At 63.4% G+C, this 18,731-nt stretch carries 18 protein-coding genes; 12 read left to right on the top strand and 6 right to left on the bottom strand.

Annotated features, from left to right (window positions below; translation table 11 throughout):
- Nucleotides 1-170: 170 nt before the first annotated feature.
- Entirely contained in the window at nt 171-725 is a 555-nt protein-coding gene (locus F7R26_RS23150) for a YbhB/YbcL family Raf kinase inhibitor-like protein (protein ID WP_150984452.1), read from the bottom strand.
- A gap of 187 nt (nt 726-912) precedes the next feature.
- Between F7R26_RS23150 and F7R26_RS23145 the strand changes: the two genes are divergently transcribed.
- From F7R26_RS23145 to F7R26_RS23125, 5 genes are all read left to right on the top strand, one after another.
- Nucleotides 913-1,080 carry a hypothetical protein gene (locus F7R26_RS23145; RefSeq protein WP_170301751.1) on the top strand — a complete coding sequence of 56 codons (168 nt, stop codon included), beginning with the start codon at nt 913-915 and terminating at the stop codon, nt 1,078-1,080.
- Between the two features lie 43 nt (nt 1,081-1,123).
- Entirely contained in the window at nt 1,124-1,741 is a 618-nt protein-coding gene (locus F7R26_RS23140; RefSeq protein ID WP_150984267.1) for an SH3 domain-containing protein, read from the top strand.
- Between the two features lie 159 nt (nt 1,742-1,900).
- Entirely contained in the window at nt 1,901-3,550 is a 1,650-nt protein-coding gene (locus F7R26_RS23135; protein WP_150984268.1) for an acyl-CoA synthetase, read from the top strand.
- Nucleotides 3,551-3,770: 220 nt separating this feature from the next.
- The gene (locus F7R26_RS23130; protein ID WP_150984269.1) at nt 3,771-4,520 is read left to right on the top strand and encodes an SDR family oxidoreductase; all 750 of its coding nucleotides are present in this window, start codon (nt 3,771-3,773) and stop codon (nt 4,518-4,520) included.
- 68 nt (nt 4,521-4,588) lie between these two features.
- Nucleotides 4,589-4,912 (top strand): putative quinol monooxygenase, encoded by a 324-nt coding sequence (locus F7R26_RS23125; RefSeq protein WP_150984270.1) that lies wholly within the window; start codon nt 4,589-4,591, stop codon nt 4,910-4,912.
- A 47-nt stretch (nt 4,913-4,959) separates the two neighbouring features.
- Here F7R26_RS23125 and F7R26_RS23120 read toward each other — a convergent pair whose 3' ends face one another.
- Nucleotides 4,960-6,111 (bottom strand): GNAT family N-acetyltransferase, encoded by a 1,152-nt coding sequence (locus F7R26_RS23120; RefSeq protein ID WP_170301752.1) that lies wholly within the window; start codon nt 6,109-6,111, stop codon nt 4,960-4,962.
- 379 nt (nt 6,112-6,490) lie between these two features.
- On the opposite strand from F7R26_RS23120, the gene phaP reads away from it, so the two are divergent.
- Entirely contained in the window at nt 6,491-7,051 is a 561-nt protein-coding gene (gene phaP, locus F7R26_RS23115) for a TIGR01841 family phasin (RefSeq protein WP_150984272.1), read from the top strand.
- Between the two features lie 194 nt (nt 7,052-7,245).
- On the opposite strand, the gene F7R26_RS23110 is transcribed toward phaP, so the two are convergent.
- Together F7R26_RS23110 and F7R26_RS23105 are read right to left on the bottom strand one after the other, a co-directional pair.
- Entirely contained in the window at nt 7,246-7,392 is a 147-nt protein-coding gene (locus tag F7R26_RS23110; protein ID WP_150984273.1) for a DUF3096 domain-containing protein, read from the bottom strand.
- A 159-nt stretch (nt 7,393-7,551) separates the two neighbouring features.
- The gene (locus F7R26_RS23105; protein WP_150984274.1) at nt 7,552-7,977 is read right to left on the bottom strand and encodes a phasin family protein; all 426 of its coding nucleotides are present in this window, start codon (nt 7,975-7,977) and stop codon (nt 7,552-7,554) included.
- Nucleotides 7,978-8,293: 316 nt separating this feature from the next.
- Here F7R26_RS23105 and F7R26_RS23100 point away from each other — a divergent pair, with 316 nt between their 5' ends.
- The 4 genes from F7R26_RS23100 (at nt 8,294) to F7R26_RS23085 (ending at nt 12,544) form a co-directional block, all read left to right on the top strand.
- Complete coding sequence (locus F7R26_RS23100; protein ID WP_150984275.1) at nt 8,294-9,475, top strand: CaiB/BaiF CoA transferase family protein; 1,182 nt, start codon at nt 8,294-8,296, stop codon at nt 9,473-9,475.
- 46 nt (nt 9,476-9,521) lie between these two features.
- On the top strand, nt 9,522-10,493 hold the full coding sequence (locus F7R26_RS23095) for a Bug family tripartite tricarboxylate transporter substrate binding protein (RefSeq protein WP_150984276.1): 972 nt from the start codon (nt 9,522-9,524) through the stop codon (nt 10,491-10,493).
- Nucleotides 10,494-10,502: 9 nt separating this feature from the next.
- Nucleotides 10,503-11,279 carry an enoyl-CoA hydratase gene (locus tag F7R26_RS23090; RefSeq protein ID WP_150984277.1) on the top strand — a complete coding sequence of 259 codons (777 nt, stop codon included), beginning with the start codon at nt 10,503-10,505 and terminating at the stop codon, nt 11,277-11,279.
- A 173-nt stretch (nt 11,280-11,452) separates the two neighbouring features.
- Nucleotides 11,453-12,544, top strand: a complete 1,092-nt coding sequence (locus F7R26_RS23085) for a porin (protein WP_150984278.1) — start codon at nt 11,453-11,455, stop codon at nt 12,542-12,544.
- Between the two features lie 22 nt (nt 12,545-12,566).
- On the opposite strand, the gene F7R26_RS23080 is transcribed toward F7R26_RS23085, so the two are convergent.
- The gene (locus F7R26_RS23080; RefSeq protein WP_170301753.1) at nt 12,567-13,217 is read right to left on the bottom strand and encodes a response regulator transcription factor; all 651 of its coding nucleotides are present in this window, start codon (nt 13,215-13,217) and stop codon (nt 12,567-12,569) included.
- 398 nt (nt 13,218-13,615) lie between these two features.
- Here F7R26_RS23080 and F7R26_RS23075 point away from each other — a divergent pair, with 398 nt between their 5' ends.
- Together F7R26_RS23075 and F7R26_RS23070 are read left to right on the top strand one after the other, a co-directional pair.
- Nucleotides 13,616-15,091, top strand: coding sequence for an outer membrane beta-barrel protein (locus F7R26_RS23075; protein WP_170301754.1), 1,476 nt, complete (start codon nt 13,616-13,618; stop codon nt 15,089-15,091).
- 86 nt (nt 15,092-15,177) lie between these two features.
- Nucleotides 15,178-15,375, top strand: a complete 198-nt coding sequence (locus F7R26_RS23070; RefSeq protein ID WP_193692228.1) for a hypothetical protein — start codon at nt 15,178-15,180, stop codon at nt 15,373-15,375.
- A gap of 100 nt (nt 15,376-15,475) precedes the next feature.
- Here F7R26_RS23070 and F7R26_RS23065 read toward each other — a convergent pair whose 3' ends face one another.
- On the bottom strand, nt 15,476-18,055 hold the full coding sequence (locus F7R26_RS23065) for a penicillin acylase family protein (protein ID WP_150984282.1): 2,580 nt from the start codon (nt 18,053-18,055) through the stop codon (nt 15,476-15,478).
- Between the last annotated feature and the right edge of the window lie 676 nt (nt 18,056-18,731).

The following is an 18,731-nucleotide window of genomic DNA, read 5'->3' as shown; positions in this document are numbered from 1 at the left end:
CGGCATCACGTTGGCGCGTCAGTGGTGGCGGTGTGGGTCGCAACCCAGCGATGGCTGGCGGTTACTTTCGAGGGCTATTTATTGCTGATGGCGGCTTAGTGCCTTTCGTTTTTTTCATTTTTCTTTAGCCTCTTGCTCCCGAACGATGCGCTCAAAAAGATACGCGCCGCTTAGCGCGCATATTTTCCGACGACGCTTTGGCCGCTCAGCGCATGGCCTTTCAGCGCCTGCATCAGTTCGTCCCTGTTCAAGCCGGGCGGCAACGCGGTTGGCGCAAGGTCTGTGGCGATGACGGTCAACACATAATGGTGCGGCGCATCACCAACCGGCGGACAAGGGCCTCGATAAATCGGCTCGCCCCGGACATTCTTGCCAACGGTGACACCATGGACATCGGCCTGGCCCTCGCCTTCCTTCAACTGACCGCGATCGGCGGCGATGTTGTAGGCGACCCAGTGCGAAGTGCCTAGCCCCATATTGCCGTCGGGATCCAGTAGCAGCACCGCGACGGACCTGGTGCCTGCGGGAAGATTCGACCACGACACCTGCGGCGACACGCCTTTGCCGCCGCAATCGGACGTATTGTTGCCATACAGCGTAGGGATCGTCGCCCCATCCGCGAACGATGCGGACGACACTTGCATGGCTGCCGCATATGCCGTGCCAATGCAGCCCAGAACCAGTGCGCCAGCCAGCGACGCGAAGCGCGTTCTCATGCAATTCATTTGTGTCTCGCTCCAATGGAATGAGTGGAATGTATTCGGCACACGCAAAGGAAGGTGCGCGTATACCCTCTGGCATTCACGATTGACCAGACTTAATATGGGCTTGATCGTGCTCAAGGCTGTTACTTAGTACGGACGATGTCATTGGATATAACGTTAAAAAATATAACGACTAACGGAGACGTCCATGCAAGATTATCAAAGCCTTGTGTTCATGTGCGCAATTGGCTTGGTGTGCCTCTATGTCTTGCTCGGCACACTCTCCCAATCGCTCGCGATCAAATACGGTGCGCCCGCCATCGTTTCCGTCCTGATGGTGGCGTTCTCGGTCTCGCCGTGGCACGTGGCGGGGTAAACCTGAACCACAACCACAATCGCCAGCGGCCGCGGAGGCCTTGATGCGCCGAGTGGCCGTTAAGTGCGTTCTGGCGGGAATCACCGCATTGCTGGCCGCGCCCGGTGTGGCGCTTGCGCAGCCTGCCCAAGCCTTTACCACCGGCCCCGTCAACCTGCGTGCCGGACCCGCACCGGATTACCCGGTGGTGGCGCAGCTGTCCGGCGGCGTGCCGCTCACCGTGATGGGGTGCGTCAGCCAGTACACATGGTGCGACGTGGCGCTGCCCAACCTGCGTGGCTGGGTCTATGCCGGGCAGCTTGGTTATCCCTATCAGGGCCGCAGTGTTCCGGTGCTGAACTACGGTACCGTGATCGGCCTTCCCATCATCACGTTCTCCATCGGCTCCTACTGGGGTAACTACTATCGCGGGCGGCCTTGGTACCACGACCAGGGACGCTGGGCGCATCGCCCGCCATATGGGCCGGGGCCGGGCCATCCGCCAGCACATGTGCGCCCGCCTGGTGGTTATCCGCCTGGCCGCCCGCCTGTTCATGGAGGCGGCGGCAGCCATGGTGGCGGTCACGGTGGCGGCGGTGGTCACGGGGGAGGGGGCAGCGGCGGTCACGGAGGTGGCGGTCACGGAGGTGGCAGCGGCCATGGTGGCCACGGCGGCCGATAGCAGCGCGCCCAAACGGCCCTTGCGGCGCACACTGGCAAACGGGTTCAGCCAGCCTGGAAATTTTGGCCATTGCCGGGCACGCCGGCGTGGCCCAGAATTTCGCGCACCCCCTGTCCATGCGGACGGCTGCGATTCGTACAAGAAAACCAGGAGACCACCATGCGCGACTACGCCGAGGCCATCGCCGGCTTTTCCTATGAGGCATCGATCTCGGAGCGCCTGAGCGGCAAGCTCGATGCCATCAATGCCTGCGTCGAATGCTGCGACCGCCATGCACTGCCAGGGCGCATCGCGCTGTTCTGGGAGAGCCGAGATGGCACCAGCGAGACTTATACCTTCAGCCAGTTGCAGAAGCTCTCCGCGCAGTTCGCCAGCTTTCTCGCGGCGCAGGGCATCGGCCCCGGCGACCGCGTGGCTGGCCTGCTGCCGCGCACGCCCGAGCTGCTTGTCACCATCCTCGGCACCTGGCGCGCGGGCGCGGTCTACCAGCCGTTGTTCACAGCCTTTGGCCCCAAGGCCATCGAGCATCGGCTGCAAACCTCCGGCGCCCGGCTCGTGGTCACCGACGGCGCCAATCGCGGCAAGCTCGATGAAGTGGAGAACTGCCCCCAGGTACTCACCGTTGGCGGCACCAAAGGCCGCGGCATTGCGCGTGGAGACTTCAGTTTCTGGGCCGAGCTTGACCGCCAGCCGGCCCGGTTCGATCCGGTCATGCGCACCGGCGACGATCCGTTCCTGATGATGTTCACCTCCGGCACCACCGGCCCCGCCAAGCCGCTGCTGGTGCCGCTCAAGGCCGTGGCTGCGTTCGCGGGCTATATGCGCGACGCGGTCGACCTGCGCCCCGAGGATGCCTTCTGGAACCTCGCCGATCCTGGCTGGGCCTATGGCTTGTATTATGCGGTGACCGGGCCTCTGGCCCTGGGGCATCCCACCACGTTCTACGACGGCCCATTCAGCATCGAGAGCACATGCCGGATGATTGACAAGTACGGCATCACCAACCTGGCCGGCTCACCCACCGCCTATCGCCTGCTGATCGCGGCGGGGCAGGCCGTGGCCGGCCCGCTGCGCGGCAAGCTGCGCGCGGTCAGCAGCGCGGGCGAGCCACTCAACCCGGAAGTGATCCGCTGGTTCGCCGACCAGCTCGGCGTCACCATCCACGATCACTACGGCCAGACCGAGCTCGGCATGGTGCTGTGCAATCACCACGCGCTGCGCCATCCCGTGCATCTGGGCGCGGCAGGCTTCGCCAGCCCGGGCCATCGCGTGGTGGTGCTGGGCGACGACGCACGCGAGTTGCCGGCCGGCCAGCCTGGCACGCTCGCGCTGGATATGTCGAAATCGCCGATGGCCTGGTTCGCCGGCTACCATGGCACGCCCACCGGCGCCTTCGTTGGCCAGTACTACCTGAGCGGCGACACCGCAGAGCTGAACCCCGATGGCAGCATCAGCTTTATCGGCCGCGCCGACGATGTCATCACCACCTCTGGCTACCGCGTCGGCCCGTTCGATGTGGAGAGCGCGCTGATCGAGCATCCGGCGGTGGTCGAGACCGCGGTCATCGGCAAGCCCGATCCGGAACGCACCGAACTGATCAAGGCCTTTGTCGTTCTCGGCCCGCAATACAGGGCGAGCCCGGAGCTGGCCGAAGAACTGCGCCTGCACGTGCGCAATCGCCTCGCGGCCCACGCCTATCCCCGCGAAATCGAGTTCGTGCCCGAGTTGCCGAAGACACCGAGCGGCAAGGTCCAGCGCTTTATCCTGCGCAGCCAGGAAGTGGCGCGCCAGCGCGAGGCGCAGGCGTAGCGTTGCCGGCACGGCTGCTGGCGCGGCAACAATGGGGCGCTGCCTGGCAGCGCCCCTTTTTCCTTTCTCCCGAGCCCAAGTGTGACCGGAAGCGTTTTTGACGGGCCGCTAAAGATGTCCAATCTTATCGAACAAGATTGCCAACTCTTTCATACGGCTTATTGCCCTGCGCTGTCCATACTCCATTCACACCACCACAACACGTTCTCAGGAGAACACCATGAATCGCTTCGAAGGCAAAACCGTACTGGTCACTGGCGGCAACAGTGGCATGGGCCTGGCTACCGCGCAGGCATTCGCCGCCGAGGGCGCGCGCGTCATCGTCACGGGCCGGGATACCGCGACGCTGGAGGCCGCCAAGCCCACGCTGGGTGCCAACGCGCTAGCCATCCAGAATGACGCCGGCACCGTGGCCGCAGCCCGCGCGCTGGCAAAACGCCTCACCGATGAAGGCATCAAGCTCGACGCCGTGTTCATCAACGCGGGCGTCGCCAGGTTCGCACCGCTGTCGGATGTCGAGGAATCGATGTGGGACCAGACCTTCAATACCAACGTGAAGGGTCCCTTCTTCCAGATCCAGGCACTGACGCCGCTGTTCAATCCAGGCGCATCGATCGTGCTCAACGGGTCCATCAATGCGCACATCGGCATGCCGTCATCTGCCGTCTATGCGGCCAGCAAGGCCGCCCTCATCTCGCTGGCCAAGACGCTCTCGGCCGAACTGCTGCCGCGCGGCGTACGCGTCAATGTGCTCAGCCCGGGCCCGGTGACCACGCCGCTCTACGGCAAGCTCGGCCTGGACGCCGACGCCCTCGCCAACACCGCCGCCCAGATCAAGAGCCAGATTCCGCTCGGCCGCTTTGGCGAGGCGAAGGAAATCGCGGCAACGGTGCTGCATCTCTCGGCCACCGAGTCGGCGTTCATCGTCGGCACGGAGATCATTGTCGACGGCGGCATGAGCCAGCTGTGAGGCTTGAGCGGGCTCAACCGACTTAGCTGACTTAACTGACCTGCCATCAGCAAGGAGCACTGAACACCATGAGCGAGAACATCGCCTTTGTCGTCCACCTGCCGGGTAAGCCTGAGCATCGCGACGAACTCGAATCCAGCTTGCTGCAAGTGCTGGAGCAAATGGCCAAGGAGCCGGATTTCGTCAACACCTACCTGCATCGCTCGGTCGAAGACCCCGATACGCTGGTACTCTACGAGACCTGGGCTTGCAGCCCCGCGTATTTCCAGACGCATCACTTGAGCCGGCCCTATCGGCAAGCGTATGAGCAGGCATTGCCGCGGCTGCTCAAGCGCGAACGCACGCTGGAATTCCTCAAGCCGCTGCGCGCGTTCGAAAAGCCGGCGGCATAGGGCCGCGGCGTAGCTTATGCCGCATGGCGGGGCGGGCAGGAAGACGGTTATCCGGCGGCGGAGGACTCCGCCGGCTTGCCCGCCGTGTCGCTGGCGCGTTCCCGCAGCCAGGCTACGCGCTCTCGGGCCCAGAGCGCGCCTTGGTTGAGCCGGTAGCCCGCCAGACCCCATTGCGTATGGGCCAAGTGGAGGCTCTGCGTCGCATAGGCCACGCCGTTGCTCCAGTACTGCTTATAGCTCTGCCCGCCCGCGCCGAAATCGAAATCGAGATGGTTGTCGAAGGCCCAGTTCACGCACGCATCGATCAGTACCGTGCCGGGCGAAAGCCGCGCATAGGCCGCGTCGTAGGTGTTCATGATCAGGTCGACGCAATGACTGCGCACAGCAAGCAGGTTGATGGCCACCGGCGCGCCATCGAGCATCAGCACGAACAAGCGAAACAGCCGTGATTGCCCGTCGCCTTGCGTCATCAGCCGGATCAGGAACTGTCGGCTGTCATCCGAGAACAGCCACGCACTCTCCACATCGCCACGCTGCGCCCACCGCCGCTTGTGCAGCAGCAACCAGTCCACGAAGGACGCCGCGCGGCTGTCTGTATGGTCGACGATGGCAATGGTGATAGTGCCCTGGGCCGCGATCCGCCGCTGCAGGTAAGCCGGTGGATTGCGTGAGCGCCCGACGCGAGAGCGGCAGAACGCCGGCCATTCGGCGTGCTCGCGCAGCAGCGCCACGGGCGTGGACTCATCCAGCCTGTGAGCCACCCGCGCGTCACTGGTGACGCAGCGGTGCAGCAGGGAGCCGCTGCGCACGCGTGGCAGGTAGACCAGATCGGGCCTGACCGAGGCTAGCATCGCCCGCCAGGTGGCGGCGACCAAGTTGGCCGCGTCCGGCCCCGGCTCGACCAGCATGTCGTGGGGCGGGTTGTATGCCGGCGCCAATGGCTGCACGAAACGCCAGCACAGCTTGCGATAGCTCACCAGCGGCCAGAGCACTTTGAGCGCGCCGCGCCGGCGCCCGACCACGCAATGCAGCTTGTGGCCTGCCGCGGCAGCGACAACTTCCAGGCTGCTGGCGCAGTAGGCAAAGGCCTGAAAATGCTCGCCCTGCGCCGTGTGCCATAGCGCATCCCATTCCGGCTGCAATGCACGAAACGCAGCGATGTCGCTAATCACCTTGTGCTGCAAGGCATCGTTCGTCATCTGGATTCCATACGGAGCACGTCGGGAGGATAGACAGGCGCATGTTAGCCGCCGCATGTGGTGCAAAAACGTGCGATTGCCAACAGAGGGGAGAACAGTCCCTGGAACGGCGGCGGCGGGGTGCTACCGAAAACACCCCCACACGGTTGGGTATGCGCATGTCGACCTTGCTGCACAGCAGCAAGCGAGATACTCCGTTTGTTCGGGTATCTCCCTAGGGGCTATCCAAATAGAGGGCTCTAGAATCTGCCCTTGGATGGTGCACTGCGCAAATCGGTGATGCCGCCGCCTTTCCGAATCTCATATTCGACCCGCTTGCCGCGACGGCACATCCCGTGCATGTCGACCTGGCTGCCGGGCGATACACAGGAGAACACGCATGTTCGTTTTTTCGTCCGACCAGTTCGCTGAAGCCCAGAAAGCCCATTTCGCCAACTTGTTCGCGCTGACGAATACGGCTTTCGACGGTTTCCAGAAACTGGCCGAGCTGAACCTGCAAGCCGTGAAGTCGAACCTGGCGGAGAGCCAGGAGAGCGTGCAGGCGGCCTTGTCCGGTGGCGACCTGAAGGATGTCTTCAGCGCACAGGGTAAGTTCGCGCAGCCGGCAGCCGACAAGGCGCTTGCGTATGCCCGCCATGTGTACGAGATTGCCTCGGCCACGCAGGCCGAGCTCACCAAGACGGTGGAGGCGCAATACGAACAGCACAACCGCAGCGTGCAGAACTTCGTCGATACGTTCGTGAAGAATGCGCCGGCCGGATCGGAGGCGATCACCGCCCTGCTGCAGCAGACGGTTGCAGCCGCCAACAACACCTACGAATCGGTGCAGAAGGCCTCGAAGCAAGCGGCTGAAACGGTGAAGTCCAACATCGAAGCATCGACTGCGGCCGCGACTGGCGCAGTCCAGCAAAGCGCACGCCGCGCTGTCAAGGCATCTTGAAGTAAAGCACGCCTGCGCAGCGCGGCCTTCCCGTGCTGCGCGGGAGATTCGCGCATTGCCTTCGGCTACGCCGGGCGCCTTCGAGGCCGTTTCAAAATGAAGCGAAGCGGTTCTGGCTAGGCGCGTGGCCGCAGAAAGTACAAGTAGTACGGCAAGGCCGCGCAACGACGCCAGAATCTTTTGGAAACGGCCTCTTAGTGCAGGTGCCCGCCGAACAGCCCTAGCAAGCCGATGATGATCAGGTAGATTGCCACGATGTAGTTCAGCAATCGCGGCATGACCAGGATCAGGATGCCCGCGATCAGCGAGATCAGCGGGCTGGCGTTCGTGATGGCGATCATGATGGATCCCTTTCACAGCAGTGCGATCCATGCACTGCGATGGACGCGCTGGCACGATGCCGCAGCGCGGCCCGCCAAGCCAGGATCTGGAGCGATCCGGGCTTGGCGAGGTTGTCCGCAACAGGCTTGTCGTTTGCGCGGACTTGCGCTTGCTCGCGCTTACTTGCCCTTCGGCTTCATCAGGTTTTTCGCCTCTTCGATATTCTGCTCCGCGCGCTTGGTAATCACGGCGAGCGCCTCGGCCTGCGATTTCTGCGCCATTTCCGCCAGTTCACGCATATTGTTGAACGCCTTCTGCAGGCCCTGCTGAACGAACTCGCCCTGCTTGGCCATGGCTTCGGCCGGGTTGCCGCCGGTGGTCATCTTTTGCGCCGCCGACTGGATCTCCTGCATGGTCTTGCTCAGGATCTCCGTTTGCTTCTGCACCAGTGCCTGCATGCCTTCGTAGGCCACCTTGTTGGCCTCCGTGATGGCTTCGATATCCTTGCGCCGCGCTTCGATTACCGAGGTCATATCGACCCCGGGGAGCTTGTACTGCTCGAGCAACTTGCTGAAATCGGTGAACGGATTGGACGGTGTCGACATGATGCATCTCCTCGCTGGGGGTAGGTGAAGCAGGAAACTGGCCGCGCCGGGATTCGTATGCTTCTGCCCGATCCACTTCTCGATCGCGGGCGCGGTAGCTCAAGTGTAGCGCGTACCGCACGCCGCTAGGAGGGGAATGCGCCACCGTTTGCAGCCGAGCGCTGCGGAATTCACTTCAGGCCGCCCCGGCCCTCACCATGCCTGCACCGGGCCGTTCGAATTCGGCGAACGCTTCCTTGAAAACTATGAACTGGCCCGCCCCGGGGGCCGCCGATACACTCGCCCGCACCATAACGAATTGTCTTGCGGAGACTCCATGCTTCATCAAGCCCTGGCCGGCATCAAGGTGCTGGATTTGTCCCGGATACTGGCCGGCCCATGGTGCACGCAGAACCTGGCAGACCTGGGCGCCGAAGTCACCAAGGTGGAACGCCCCGGTCACGGCGACGATACGCGCGGCTGGGGCCCGCCCTACCTGCACGCGCCCGAAGGCAGCGCGGGCGGCGATGGCGAGGCTGGCCTCTCCGCCTACTTCATCTGCTGCAACCGCGGCAAGCAATCCGTGGCCATCGACTACGCCACCCCGGAAGGCGCCGCGCAGATCCGGAAACTTGCGCTGCAGGCCGACGTGCTGGTGGAGAACTACAAGGTTGGGACGCTGCGCCGCTACGGCCTGGACTATGCATCGCTCAAGGCGCTCAACCCGCGGCTGGTCTACCTGTCGATCACCGGCTTTGGCCAGAGCGGCCCGATGGCCGACAAGCCCGGCTACGACTATGTGTTCCAGGGCATGGGCGGCCTGATGAGCTACACCGGGCACCCCGACGGCGAGCCTGGCGCCGGCCCGCTGCGCACGGGTGTGGCGGTGGTGGACCTGACTACCGGCATGTATGCCACCTCGGCGGTGCTGGCGGCCTTGGTGCGCCGTCACGCCACCGGCGAAGGCCAATACCTGGATATCGCCCTGCTCGACGTGGCTGTCGCGCTCAATGCCAACCAGGCCTCCAACTACCTGGTGTCCGGCAAGGCGCCGCAACGCAGCGGCAATGCGCATCCCAACTGCGCGCCGTACGAAGTCTTCCGCTGCGCGGATGGCCACCTGATCCTTGCCATCGGCAATGACGCGCAGTTCGCGCGCTTCTGCGAAGTGGCCGGCCTCGGCGCGCTGGCAACGGACCCACGCTACGCCAGCAACTCCGGGCGCATCGCCAACCTGCCGGCGCTGCGCAAGCTGCTCACCGACGTGTTCCCCACCCGCGACCGGCAGAGCTGGACGCAAGCCTTCGACGCGGCCGGCGTGCCATGGGGCCCGATCCACTCCATGGCAGAAGTGTTCGCGCATCCGCAGGTCGCGCACCGCCAACTGGTGCAGCAAGCCGAGCACCCGGTGCTTGGCCGCGTGCCGATGATCCGCAACCCCATGCTGGCCGGCAGCGGCGCGCAAGCACTGGCGCCGCCGCCGCTGCTCGATGAGCACGGCCGGCGCAACGGCGGCTAGTGCCAGCGCGCACCAACACATAAGCAAACCCATCCGGAGACATCGCTTGAACAATCACATCATCGCCACCACCCTGCTCGCCGGCCTGAGCCTAGCCAGCGGCGCGCAGGCCACGGCCTACCCCGACAAGCCTATCAAGCTGATCGTGCCCTACGCGGCCGGCGGCACCACCGACATCATCGCGCGCATCGTCGGCACCCGGCTAGGCGCCGTGCTCAAGCAGCCCGTCGTGGTGGAAAACCGCCCTGGCGCGGGCGGCGCTGTGGGCAGCGCCTATGCGGCCAAGCAGTCTGCGGACGGCTACACGCTGGTCATGGAAGTAGAAAGCTCGCACGCGGTCAACCCCAACGTGTACGCCAAGACGGCCTACGACCCTGTCAGGGATTTCGACCCCATCAGCAACCTCGCCGACGTGCCCAATGTGCTGGTGGTCAACCCTGCCTTCCCGGCCAGCGACCTGCCCGCCTTCATCAAGCTGCTCAAGGCCAACCCGGGCAAGTACTCGTTCGGATCTTCGGGCAATGGCGGCCTGAGCCATATGAATGGCGAGCTGTTCATGAACGAGACTGGCACCAGGATGCTCCACGTGCCCTACAAGGGCCTGGGTCCCGCGCTCAACGATGCGGTGGCGGGCCAGATCCAGGTGGTGTTCGACAACATCCCCTCCTCCTCCAGCCTGATCCAGGGCAACCGCCTGCGCCCGCTGGCGGTGGCGGCCAGGCAGCGGCTGAAAGTACTGCCCAATGTGCCAACCTATGCCGAGGCCGGCCTGCCGGCCATGAACAATCCCTCCTGGTTCGGCCTGGGCGCGCCCGCCGGCACACCGGCGGCTATCCTGGACAAGCTCAACGACGCAGTGCGGCAAGTGCTGTCCGATCCCGAGGTCGTCACCGCCATCGAGAAGCAAGGCGCCATTCCGGCACCGATGACGCGCAAGGCATTCGCCGAGCTGATCCGCAGCCAGAACGCGCACTGGAAGAAGGTCGTCGAAGATATCCATTTCGCAAAACTGCAGTGAGACCACGCCATGAGCCAAGCAGATAACAAGCAATACGCCGGCATCGAGATCAATGCGCTCGGCATCGCCACCCTCACCATCCGCGAGGCGGGCTCGCTCAATATCCTTAGCACGCCAGTCATCGCCGCACTGACCCAGGCCGTGGCCGAGCTCGCGGCCCGGGACGAGATCCGCGTGCTGATCGTGCAAGGCGCCGGAGAGAAGGGCTTTATCGGTGGCGCCGACATCAAGGAGATGGCCGCCCTGACCCGTGACAGCGCGCAGCGCTTCATCAGTGGCCTGCGCGGCCTGTGCGATGCGCTGCGCCACTTCCCCGTGCCGGTGATCGCGCGCATGCCCGGCTGGTGCCTGGGCGGCGGCCTGGAACTCGCGCTGGCCTGCGACATCCGCGTCGCCGCGGATAACACCCACGTCGGCATGCCCGAGGTCAAGGTCGGCATTCCGTCGGTCATCCACGCCGCGCTGATGCCACGCCTGATCGGCAACGCCCGCGCCGCATGGATGCTGCTGACCGGCGAGATCTCCGACGCGCGCGAAGCGCTGGCCTGGGGCCTGGTAAGCAAGGTGGTGCCGCTAGCCGAACTGGATGCCGAGATCGAACGCCTCGCCACGCTGCTGGCCGGCTTCGGCCCTGCCGTGGTACGCCAGCAGAAGCGGCTGTTGCGCGAGTGGGAAGAGGCGCCGCTGGAGGTGTCCATCAACAACAGCGTGGCGGAGTTTGGCAGTGCCTTCGAGACCGGGGAGCCGCAGCGGTACATGAACGAGTTCTTGCAGCGCAAGCGGTAAGCGGTACGCGCTACGCGGGAAAAGGGGGCCTGGGGAGCCAGGATGGACTGTTCGCCGGCAGGAACAGTTTGTTCCGGAAACGCCCTTTCTTGCATTGTCCTTATGAAGCTACATTGACGCCGCTGCGAAGCCCGAGCCCTTGGGGCGTCGCAAATCATAAGGAAATCAACGCAATGAAATCTCGTGCATGGCTGGCACTGTTGCCGCTCATCCCCGGCGCCGCAATGGCGCAAGGCAGTATCACGCTTTACGGCGTGGTCGATGCCGGCATCGAATACCTGAGCCACGTGCCCAACGCCACCGGCGGCAGCGACTCCACGGTGCGCATGTCCACCGGCAATCTCTCCACCTCGCGCTTCGGCCTGCGTGGCACGGAAGACCTGGGCAACGGCCTCAAGGGCGTATTCGTACTGGAGAACGGCTTCGACCTGGACACTGGCAAGGTCAACCAGGGCGGCCGCCTGTTCGGCCGCCAGGCCTTCGCCGGCCTTCAGGCCCGGTACGGCACACTGACCCTCGGCCGCCAACAGACGCTGCTGTACGATCTCTCGTCGGCGTTCGACCCCATGGTCATCTCGACCCGCTACTCCCTGTTGATGCACGACAAATGGATGTCCGGCCGCGCAGACAACGCCATCAAATTTACCGGCACCACTGGCGGCATCTACTACGGCCTGCTCTACAGCACCGGCTACGACAGCACCGCCGGCGGCGAGATCGCCGGCGCATCCAAGGCGGGACGGGAATGGAGCGCCAGCCTGGGCTACGCCAACGGCCCCCTGTCCACGCGCGTGGCCTACGACGAGGTCCGCGGCAGCACGGTCACGCTGCAGGACAACCGCGAGCGCCGCGCCGCCGTGGCCGCGGCCTATGCCATCTCGTCCGTCAAGGTGCTGGCGGGCTACCGCTACTACCGTGGCGACTTCACCACCAGCTCCCTGCGCACCAATCTCTACTGGGCCGGCGTGCAGTACCAGGCCACGCCAGCCATTTCGCTGACCGGCGCTGCGTACTATACCGACGTGCGCAATTCGTCAGCCGATCCGCTGAGCTTTGTGTTATCCGGCACCTACGCGCTGTCCAAGCGGACCGATCTCTATACGATCCTCGCTTACGCGAAGAACCGCGATGGGTCTGCGATGGGATTGTCCGGGTTCGGGCCGTCGCTGAATGCCAATGCGACCACGCTGGTAAATACCACGGAACAAGTCGGCGCCGGGCAGAGCCAGGTGGGTGCGATTGTGGGCATGCGGCATCGGTTCTGAGCCGTTTTTCCTCGGTTGTGAGCTACCTCTTGTCTTGATCAAGCACATACCCGACCTTTGGCACGGTGCGGATGATGTGTGGCTGCCCGCCGGCGTGGCCCAGCTTCTTGCGCAGGCTGGCGATGGCGACGCGCAGATAATGCGCGTCGCCATGATGCGAAGGGCCCCAGACCTCGCTGAGCAGGCGCCCATGTGGCACGACCTTGCCCTGGCTCGATGACAGCAGCCAGAGCAGGCGAAATTCGCGCGGCGTGACCGCGATGGTCTTTTCGTCGATGCTGGCGACACATGCGAACGGATCGAGATGGAGCCGGCTCTTCTTGCGCATCGGCGCCGCGTCCAGCTCCGGAAAGCGTCGCCGCAGCAATGCGCGGATGCGCGAGGCGAGTTCACCCATGCCGAAGGGCTTGGTCAGGTAGCCATCGGCGCCGGCATCGAGCAGGCGGATCTTGTCGTCCTCCGTGTCCGATCCAGAGATTGCCAGGATTGGCACGCTCGACCATTTTCGGACTTCATCGATCACGCGCATGGCGCTCACATCCGGAAGACTGACATCGAGCAGAACCACATCAGGCCGCCGGGCGCTGGCCAGCTTGATGCCCTCCTTGCCGCTCTCGGCCACGAAGACCTGATAGCCCTCTCCTGCGAGGAAGCGCCGCAGGATGAACTGCATCGAACGTTCATCGTCGATCACGATTACACAGTGCATTGCCTTAGAAAGAATTACCTACCTAAATCAATTAGGCCTAAATACAGATAAAAAAATAATAAAAAATCACGCGAAACAACATCGAAAAAATAAAAAACCTGTTGCGATTTCATGCACCAATGCAAAGCTTTGCACCACTTGTGTGCTGGGTTGTACGCATTGTTGAATCTTCTATATCGCGGCGCAACATCTTTAACTAAAACTTTATGTTTCGCATGGCTAAATCGCCGGCAACGTAAAGCAGACCAGGGGAGTCTCATCAAGCCTTACGTTCGGGAGAATTCATAAACCGTACCCCACTCCAGTGAACCTAGACTATGCTGTCGCTCAAAGTAAAAAAACTACCAGGACTGCCAAAGCTCATGCCGGCCTTGCTTGGTGTCCTCAGCCTGGCGCTCGGCCAGAGCGCCTTCGCCGACGATGCGCCAGCCTCAGCGGCCGCGCCAAAGCCGGAATCCGGCAGCGCCATCGGCACGTTCATCAGCGCGTACGTGGATGGTTCGCAGGCGATGCCTGATACACCCTGGCCCTACACGGGCGACGGCGGCAGTGGTGGGGACGCGCCTGAGCTGCGCAAGTTTCCCGCTCCGCAGAACTCCCCGCCCTTTCCCTATGGGGAATACCAGATGGGCGGCACGCCGACCATCGGCGACCGCAACAACGCGCCGGTTTATCCGTTGATGAAGGCACTGAGCGAGTCCACCGACTTCTGGAAGGACTCGCGCACGCAAATCAGCGGCTGGGTGGAAATCGGCGGCAATATGAGCACCTCGCAGCGGCAGCCGGGCAACCGCTACACAAACGCGCCGGCCGCCTACGACCAGATCCCCAACTCGGTGCAACTACACCAGGCGGACCTGCGTGTGACGCGCCTGCCCGACACGTACCAGACCGATCACGTCGACTTCGGCTTCCGCTTCGACTTGTTGTACGGCATGGACTACCGCTTCACCACCATGAAGGGGTTCTGGAGCAACCAGTTGCTCAGCAAGAACAAGCAATACGGCTTCGACATGCCGATGGCGTATGTCGACACCTACGTTCCTGGCGTTGCGCAGGGCATGAACATTCGTGTGGGCCGCTTTATCTCGCTGCCAGACATCGAGGCCCAGCTCGCGCCCGACAACTACATGTTCAGTCACTCCCTGCTCTATGCGTATGACCCGTACACGCAGATCGGCGTGGTCGACTCCATCAAGCTGAACAAGAACTGGACGGTGCAGTTTGGCCTGACCGGTGGCAACGACACCATGCCCGGCACCCAGGGGTCGAAGCTGTCGCCGCTGGTTTGCGCGCAGTGGATCAACAATGCCAATTCCGACTCGATCTACGGCTGCGCGAATACGATCAACGGCGCTAACTACGCATACAACAACGTCAACCAGTGGGTGGCAACCTGGAGCCACCGCTTCACCCAGACGTTGAACAACGCGGTCGAGGCCTGGTACATGAAGGAGAACAATGTTCCCGTTTGTACCGGCCAGGTTGGCAGCGACGGCCCTGCAACCCCCAATGGATGCTTGAACAGTGCCTTCTTCACCGACCCGAGCAAGCGCTTCAAAACCAGCGAAATCGCCGTCGTGGATTACCTGAACTGGCAGTTCAGCTCCAAGGACAGCGTCTCGTTCCGCCTCGAATACATGGACGACCGCCAGGGCCAGCGCACGGGCACTCCCGCCAGATACTGGGGCGAGGCGGTGAGCTGGACGCACTTCTTCAACCAGTCACTCATCTTCCGGCCAGAGATCAATCGCTATACGGCCAGCAGTCCCGCCTTCAACGGTGGCACGAAACGGATCCAGACCATGGTAGCGGCGGACCTGATCGTCCGGTTCTGAGCGGCGAAGGCAAGAACGTGATCTACCCCGTGATCTACCCCGACATGAAATCTGAAGACTCCCACTCGTCAAGAAGGAATCCCGCAATGAAGAAGCTTGTGTTTGCCCTGCTCACCCTGGTTCCCGTCCTGTTACTTCCCCTTCGTGCCCACGCGTTTCACGACCTGGCGCAGCAGAAGGTGATCGACAAGGCCATGGCCGACAAGAGAAAGGCAAAGCTCGGGCCGGCCAGCGGCGCGCAGCCAATGTTGCCGCTGGCGAAGGGACACAGCGGCCATCCCTGAATCCTGGCGGGTGGCGAGCGCATCGGCATGACGAGGCCAGATCGATCGCATCGCCACCGGGTCCGGCACCGGCGCTCAGCCTGAGGCCGCCAGCCACGAACTATCGCGGTGCGACCGTGACCCTTTCCTCGCTGCGCGTATGGCGCGCAACCTCGCCCGCCTCCAGGCGCAGCGGCTTGCGGCCAAAGCTCGTATAGAGGGCGAGCTGGTCGCTGTAGTGCGGTGAGCGGGTGCCATCCGGCGCGACGAACCCGCTCTGCCCCGGCGCCACCACATCCCATGCCTGCGTCTTGCCGGCGGCGGCGGCACTGCCGAACACGATCAGGTCATTCTCCGTCCCGCGATTCTGGTACTCCGGCACGCGAATGGCTTCGGCCGCATCCGCCTGCGGAATGCCGAAGAAGTTGTTCGCGCGGAAGGTGAGCATCACGGCTGGCGGTTGCCAGCGGGCGATATCGTCCCCGTACCTGGCGGACAGCGATGTCCAGGTGTCGCCCAGTGCGGCGCGAATGACATCGTCTGGCGCAGCGCCGCCAAACAGGTCCACGCGCTGGGCAATGGTCGAGCGGGATCCCAGCAACGCCTCGTAAAGAACCTTGCTGCCCGTGCTGAGGTTCAGCGAGCCGGTGGGCCCATCCTGCGTCGTCTCGTAGCCGCTGGCCATGTACCACTTGTCGAACGGCGCGGGAACCGCCTTGACGACGGTCCTTGCCAGCATCGACGTGAGCCAGGCGTTCATGATGGCTGAGCCGGGCTGGGCATACTTTCCGGTGTCGCGCGGGTCGTCGTTGATGCCGTTCCAGCCCGCCAGCGTATCGGCAAGGCGGCGGCGCGGATCATCGGCAGGCAGCGCCGCCGCGGCATTGCGGATGAACGGCAGGAAGTGCCGCACGTTCAGGTCCGAGCGGCTGGTGTCCTTCAGGATCTGCCAGGCATCGTCGCTGTCGAGCGTCGCGTGCGCCTCGATGCGATGCTGGATCTCGACATTGCGGTCCGCCGCGCCCCACAGGAAGGCAAACAGATCCGAGGCCGGGTAGCCCTGCTCAGGCGAGTTGTTCCAGTTGGCGATATACCCGGAGCGCGGGTTGTAGACCTGCGGGTTGGTGGAGAACGGCAGCACGCCGCGCCAGTCCCATTCCCCGGTACCGGGCACGGGCAGGCGCGGGTCATGGCCCGTGCGGCGATGTGGATAGGCGCCGGTGTGTGCATAACCGATATTGCCCTGGCGGTCCGCGTAGTACCAATTGATGGTCAGGGCCTGTCGTGCGGCCTGGGCTGTCCAGCTCTTCCAGTCATGCGCCTGTGCCTGATGGGTCCACGCCAGGAGCGACTGCACTTCCTTTCCGCTCCACGCGCGTGCCTTGGCATAGGCAGTGTGCGTGGCGTCGTCCCGCTGCATGACGATGCCGTGCACGGTACGGTAGACGTCGAGTGTCACGGGCGCGCCATCCTTGACGTGGATGATCTCGGCGCGCTTTTGCATCTGCACCCACTTGCCGTTGTGCCAATAGAAGTCAGGCCGAGCGGGGTCGATGCGCTCGGCGAACATGTCGATGTCGTCGCCAAAGCCAGCGGTCGATCCCCATGAGATCTTGCCGTTGTGGCCAAACAGGATGCAAGGGTAGGCAAACGGCGTATTGCCCACGATATCGAAGCCCGCGCCATGCAGGCCGATACCGTAGGTGTAGCCCGGGTTGAACCAGCCGAACTGTGGCCCGTTGAGCATGATCGCCTTGGCGCCGCGCGCACGCTGCTTGCCGATCACCCACATATTGCTGGTGGTCGGGAAGCCGGCAGGGCCGTTGGCGCCGCTCTGCGCATACTGGGCGAACACGGTGTCGCGGTTGGCCTGCGTGTCGAGCGCGAGCAGCATGCCGTCGTCGCCGCGCGCGGGTCGCTCCGCCATCGGCGGTGGTCCGTCGTAGCGTGGCAATGCGTAGGCAAGTTCGCCGGTGCCTGCCGGAGCGCCGAGCCGTATCGGGTAAGTGCGCTCGCCGGCCGCGATGGTGGTGACCGCCTTTGGATTGACGAGCCACTTCAACTGCGTAAACAGATCCATGCCACGCGCTTCGCCATACCGGTCTTTCAGGGCGGTCAACAACGCCAGGTTGTCCACCTCGCTGGTGCTGTCGGAGAAGCGGTTCGCCATGGTACCGACGAACACCATCGCCACGTCGAATGCGCTCCAGTCTGACGGCTTGAAGCCCGCATCGTTGAACTGCTTTGGCATCAAGGTGTCAGGCCGCGCACGGACCTGCGCGATCCACGCATTCATCCCGGCGGCATAGCCATCGAGGATGTCACGCTCCCTCTGCGGCAAGGCCGCGATTTGTTGCTCGATCGCCGCGGGCCAGTAGTTGCCGCGCGTTGCCAGGTCGAACTTGACGAACTTCTCGCCCAGCACCTCGGCCACCGTTCCTTGCGTGCTGCGCTTTGCCATCTCCATCTGGAACAGCCGGTCTTGTGCGACGGCATAGGCATAGCCATAGAAAAGCTTGTAGGCGGTATCCGCGTAGATGTGCGGCACGCCATACTCGTCACGCTTGATCACGACCTGCTGCGCGGCACGGGACGAGGCCGCATGCGCCGTCGCAAGACCAATGGGAATATCCGCGATGCTGCCAAGGGCGAGGATGACGGCAGTCGATGCAATGCGGGCAAGGCGGGGGCGCAGGGTCATGATGTCTCCGGGGTCTTTTTTCTTTATGGCGCCGGCACATCCTAAAATAAACCGACCGGGCGGTCAATTAATAAAGGCGCATATGTCCCTGCAACAACGCCTGCCGCGTGCCACGTTAGCTCAGAGGATTGTGCCAACCAAGACTCTTTCGATCAGGGTTTACTCGGAATACGATCTAGCGGAGTCTCGGCGCCCTGTGGAGGGGAAAATGTTCGCCCAAGAATCGAGTGCTCGCTGTGGCGAGGAGCGGAAGGTACCCGAGGCTACTACCGAAGCAATGTAGAAGATGTGGCTGGCCTTGGGCGAGCGCATGGCATGGGTATCCGAGGAATAAGCTACCGCCCTGGGAAGCGGTGTACCAGCAAACACAGCGCTGGCTCAAGGCGGACTGATTCGAGGCGATGGCCCATGACTTGCGCTCGGTATTCCATCAAGCCGTTGCATCGACCAGTTGAATCTGCAACTCAACAATGGCCACTCGCGCGTCGGCGGCACTCGTCGGTTCGTCGACCATTCCGGCCGGTCGGGTCGCGTAAAAACGCGGTCCACGGCGGACCTTGAAATTATCACGCTTGCAGTTCGAGCGAGATTCGTAACTCGGGCTGGGCGGATCAGCCTCTTGACCGCCCCCGCCTTCCAGGGAACGTTCCGCCAATTTGATACAACATTGGCAGCC

The organism is Cupriavidus basilensis (genome assembly GCF_008801925.2).
GTDB lineage: Bacteria > Pseudomonadota > Gammaproteobacteria > Burkholderiales > Burkholderiaceae > Cupriavidus > Cupriavidus basilensis.
Note: the sequence above shows the minus strand (reverse complement) of the source record. Positions and strands in the feature narration are given on the sequence as shown.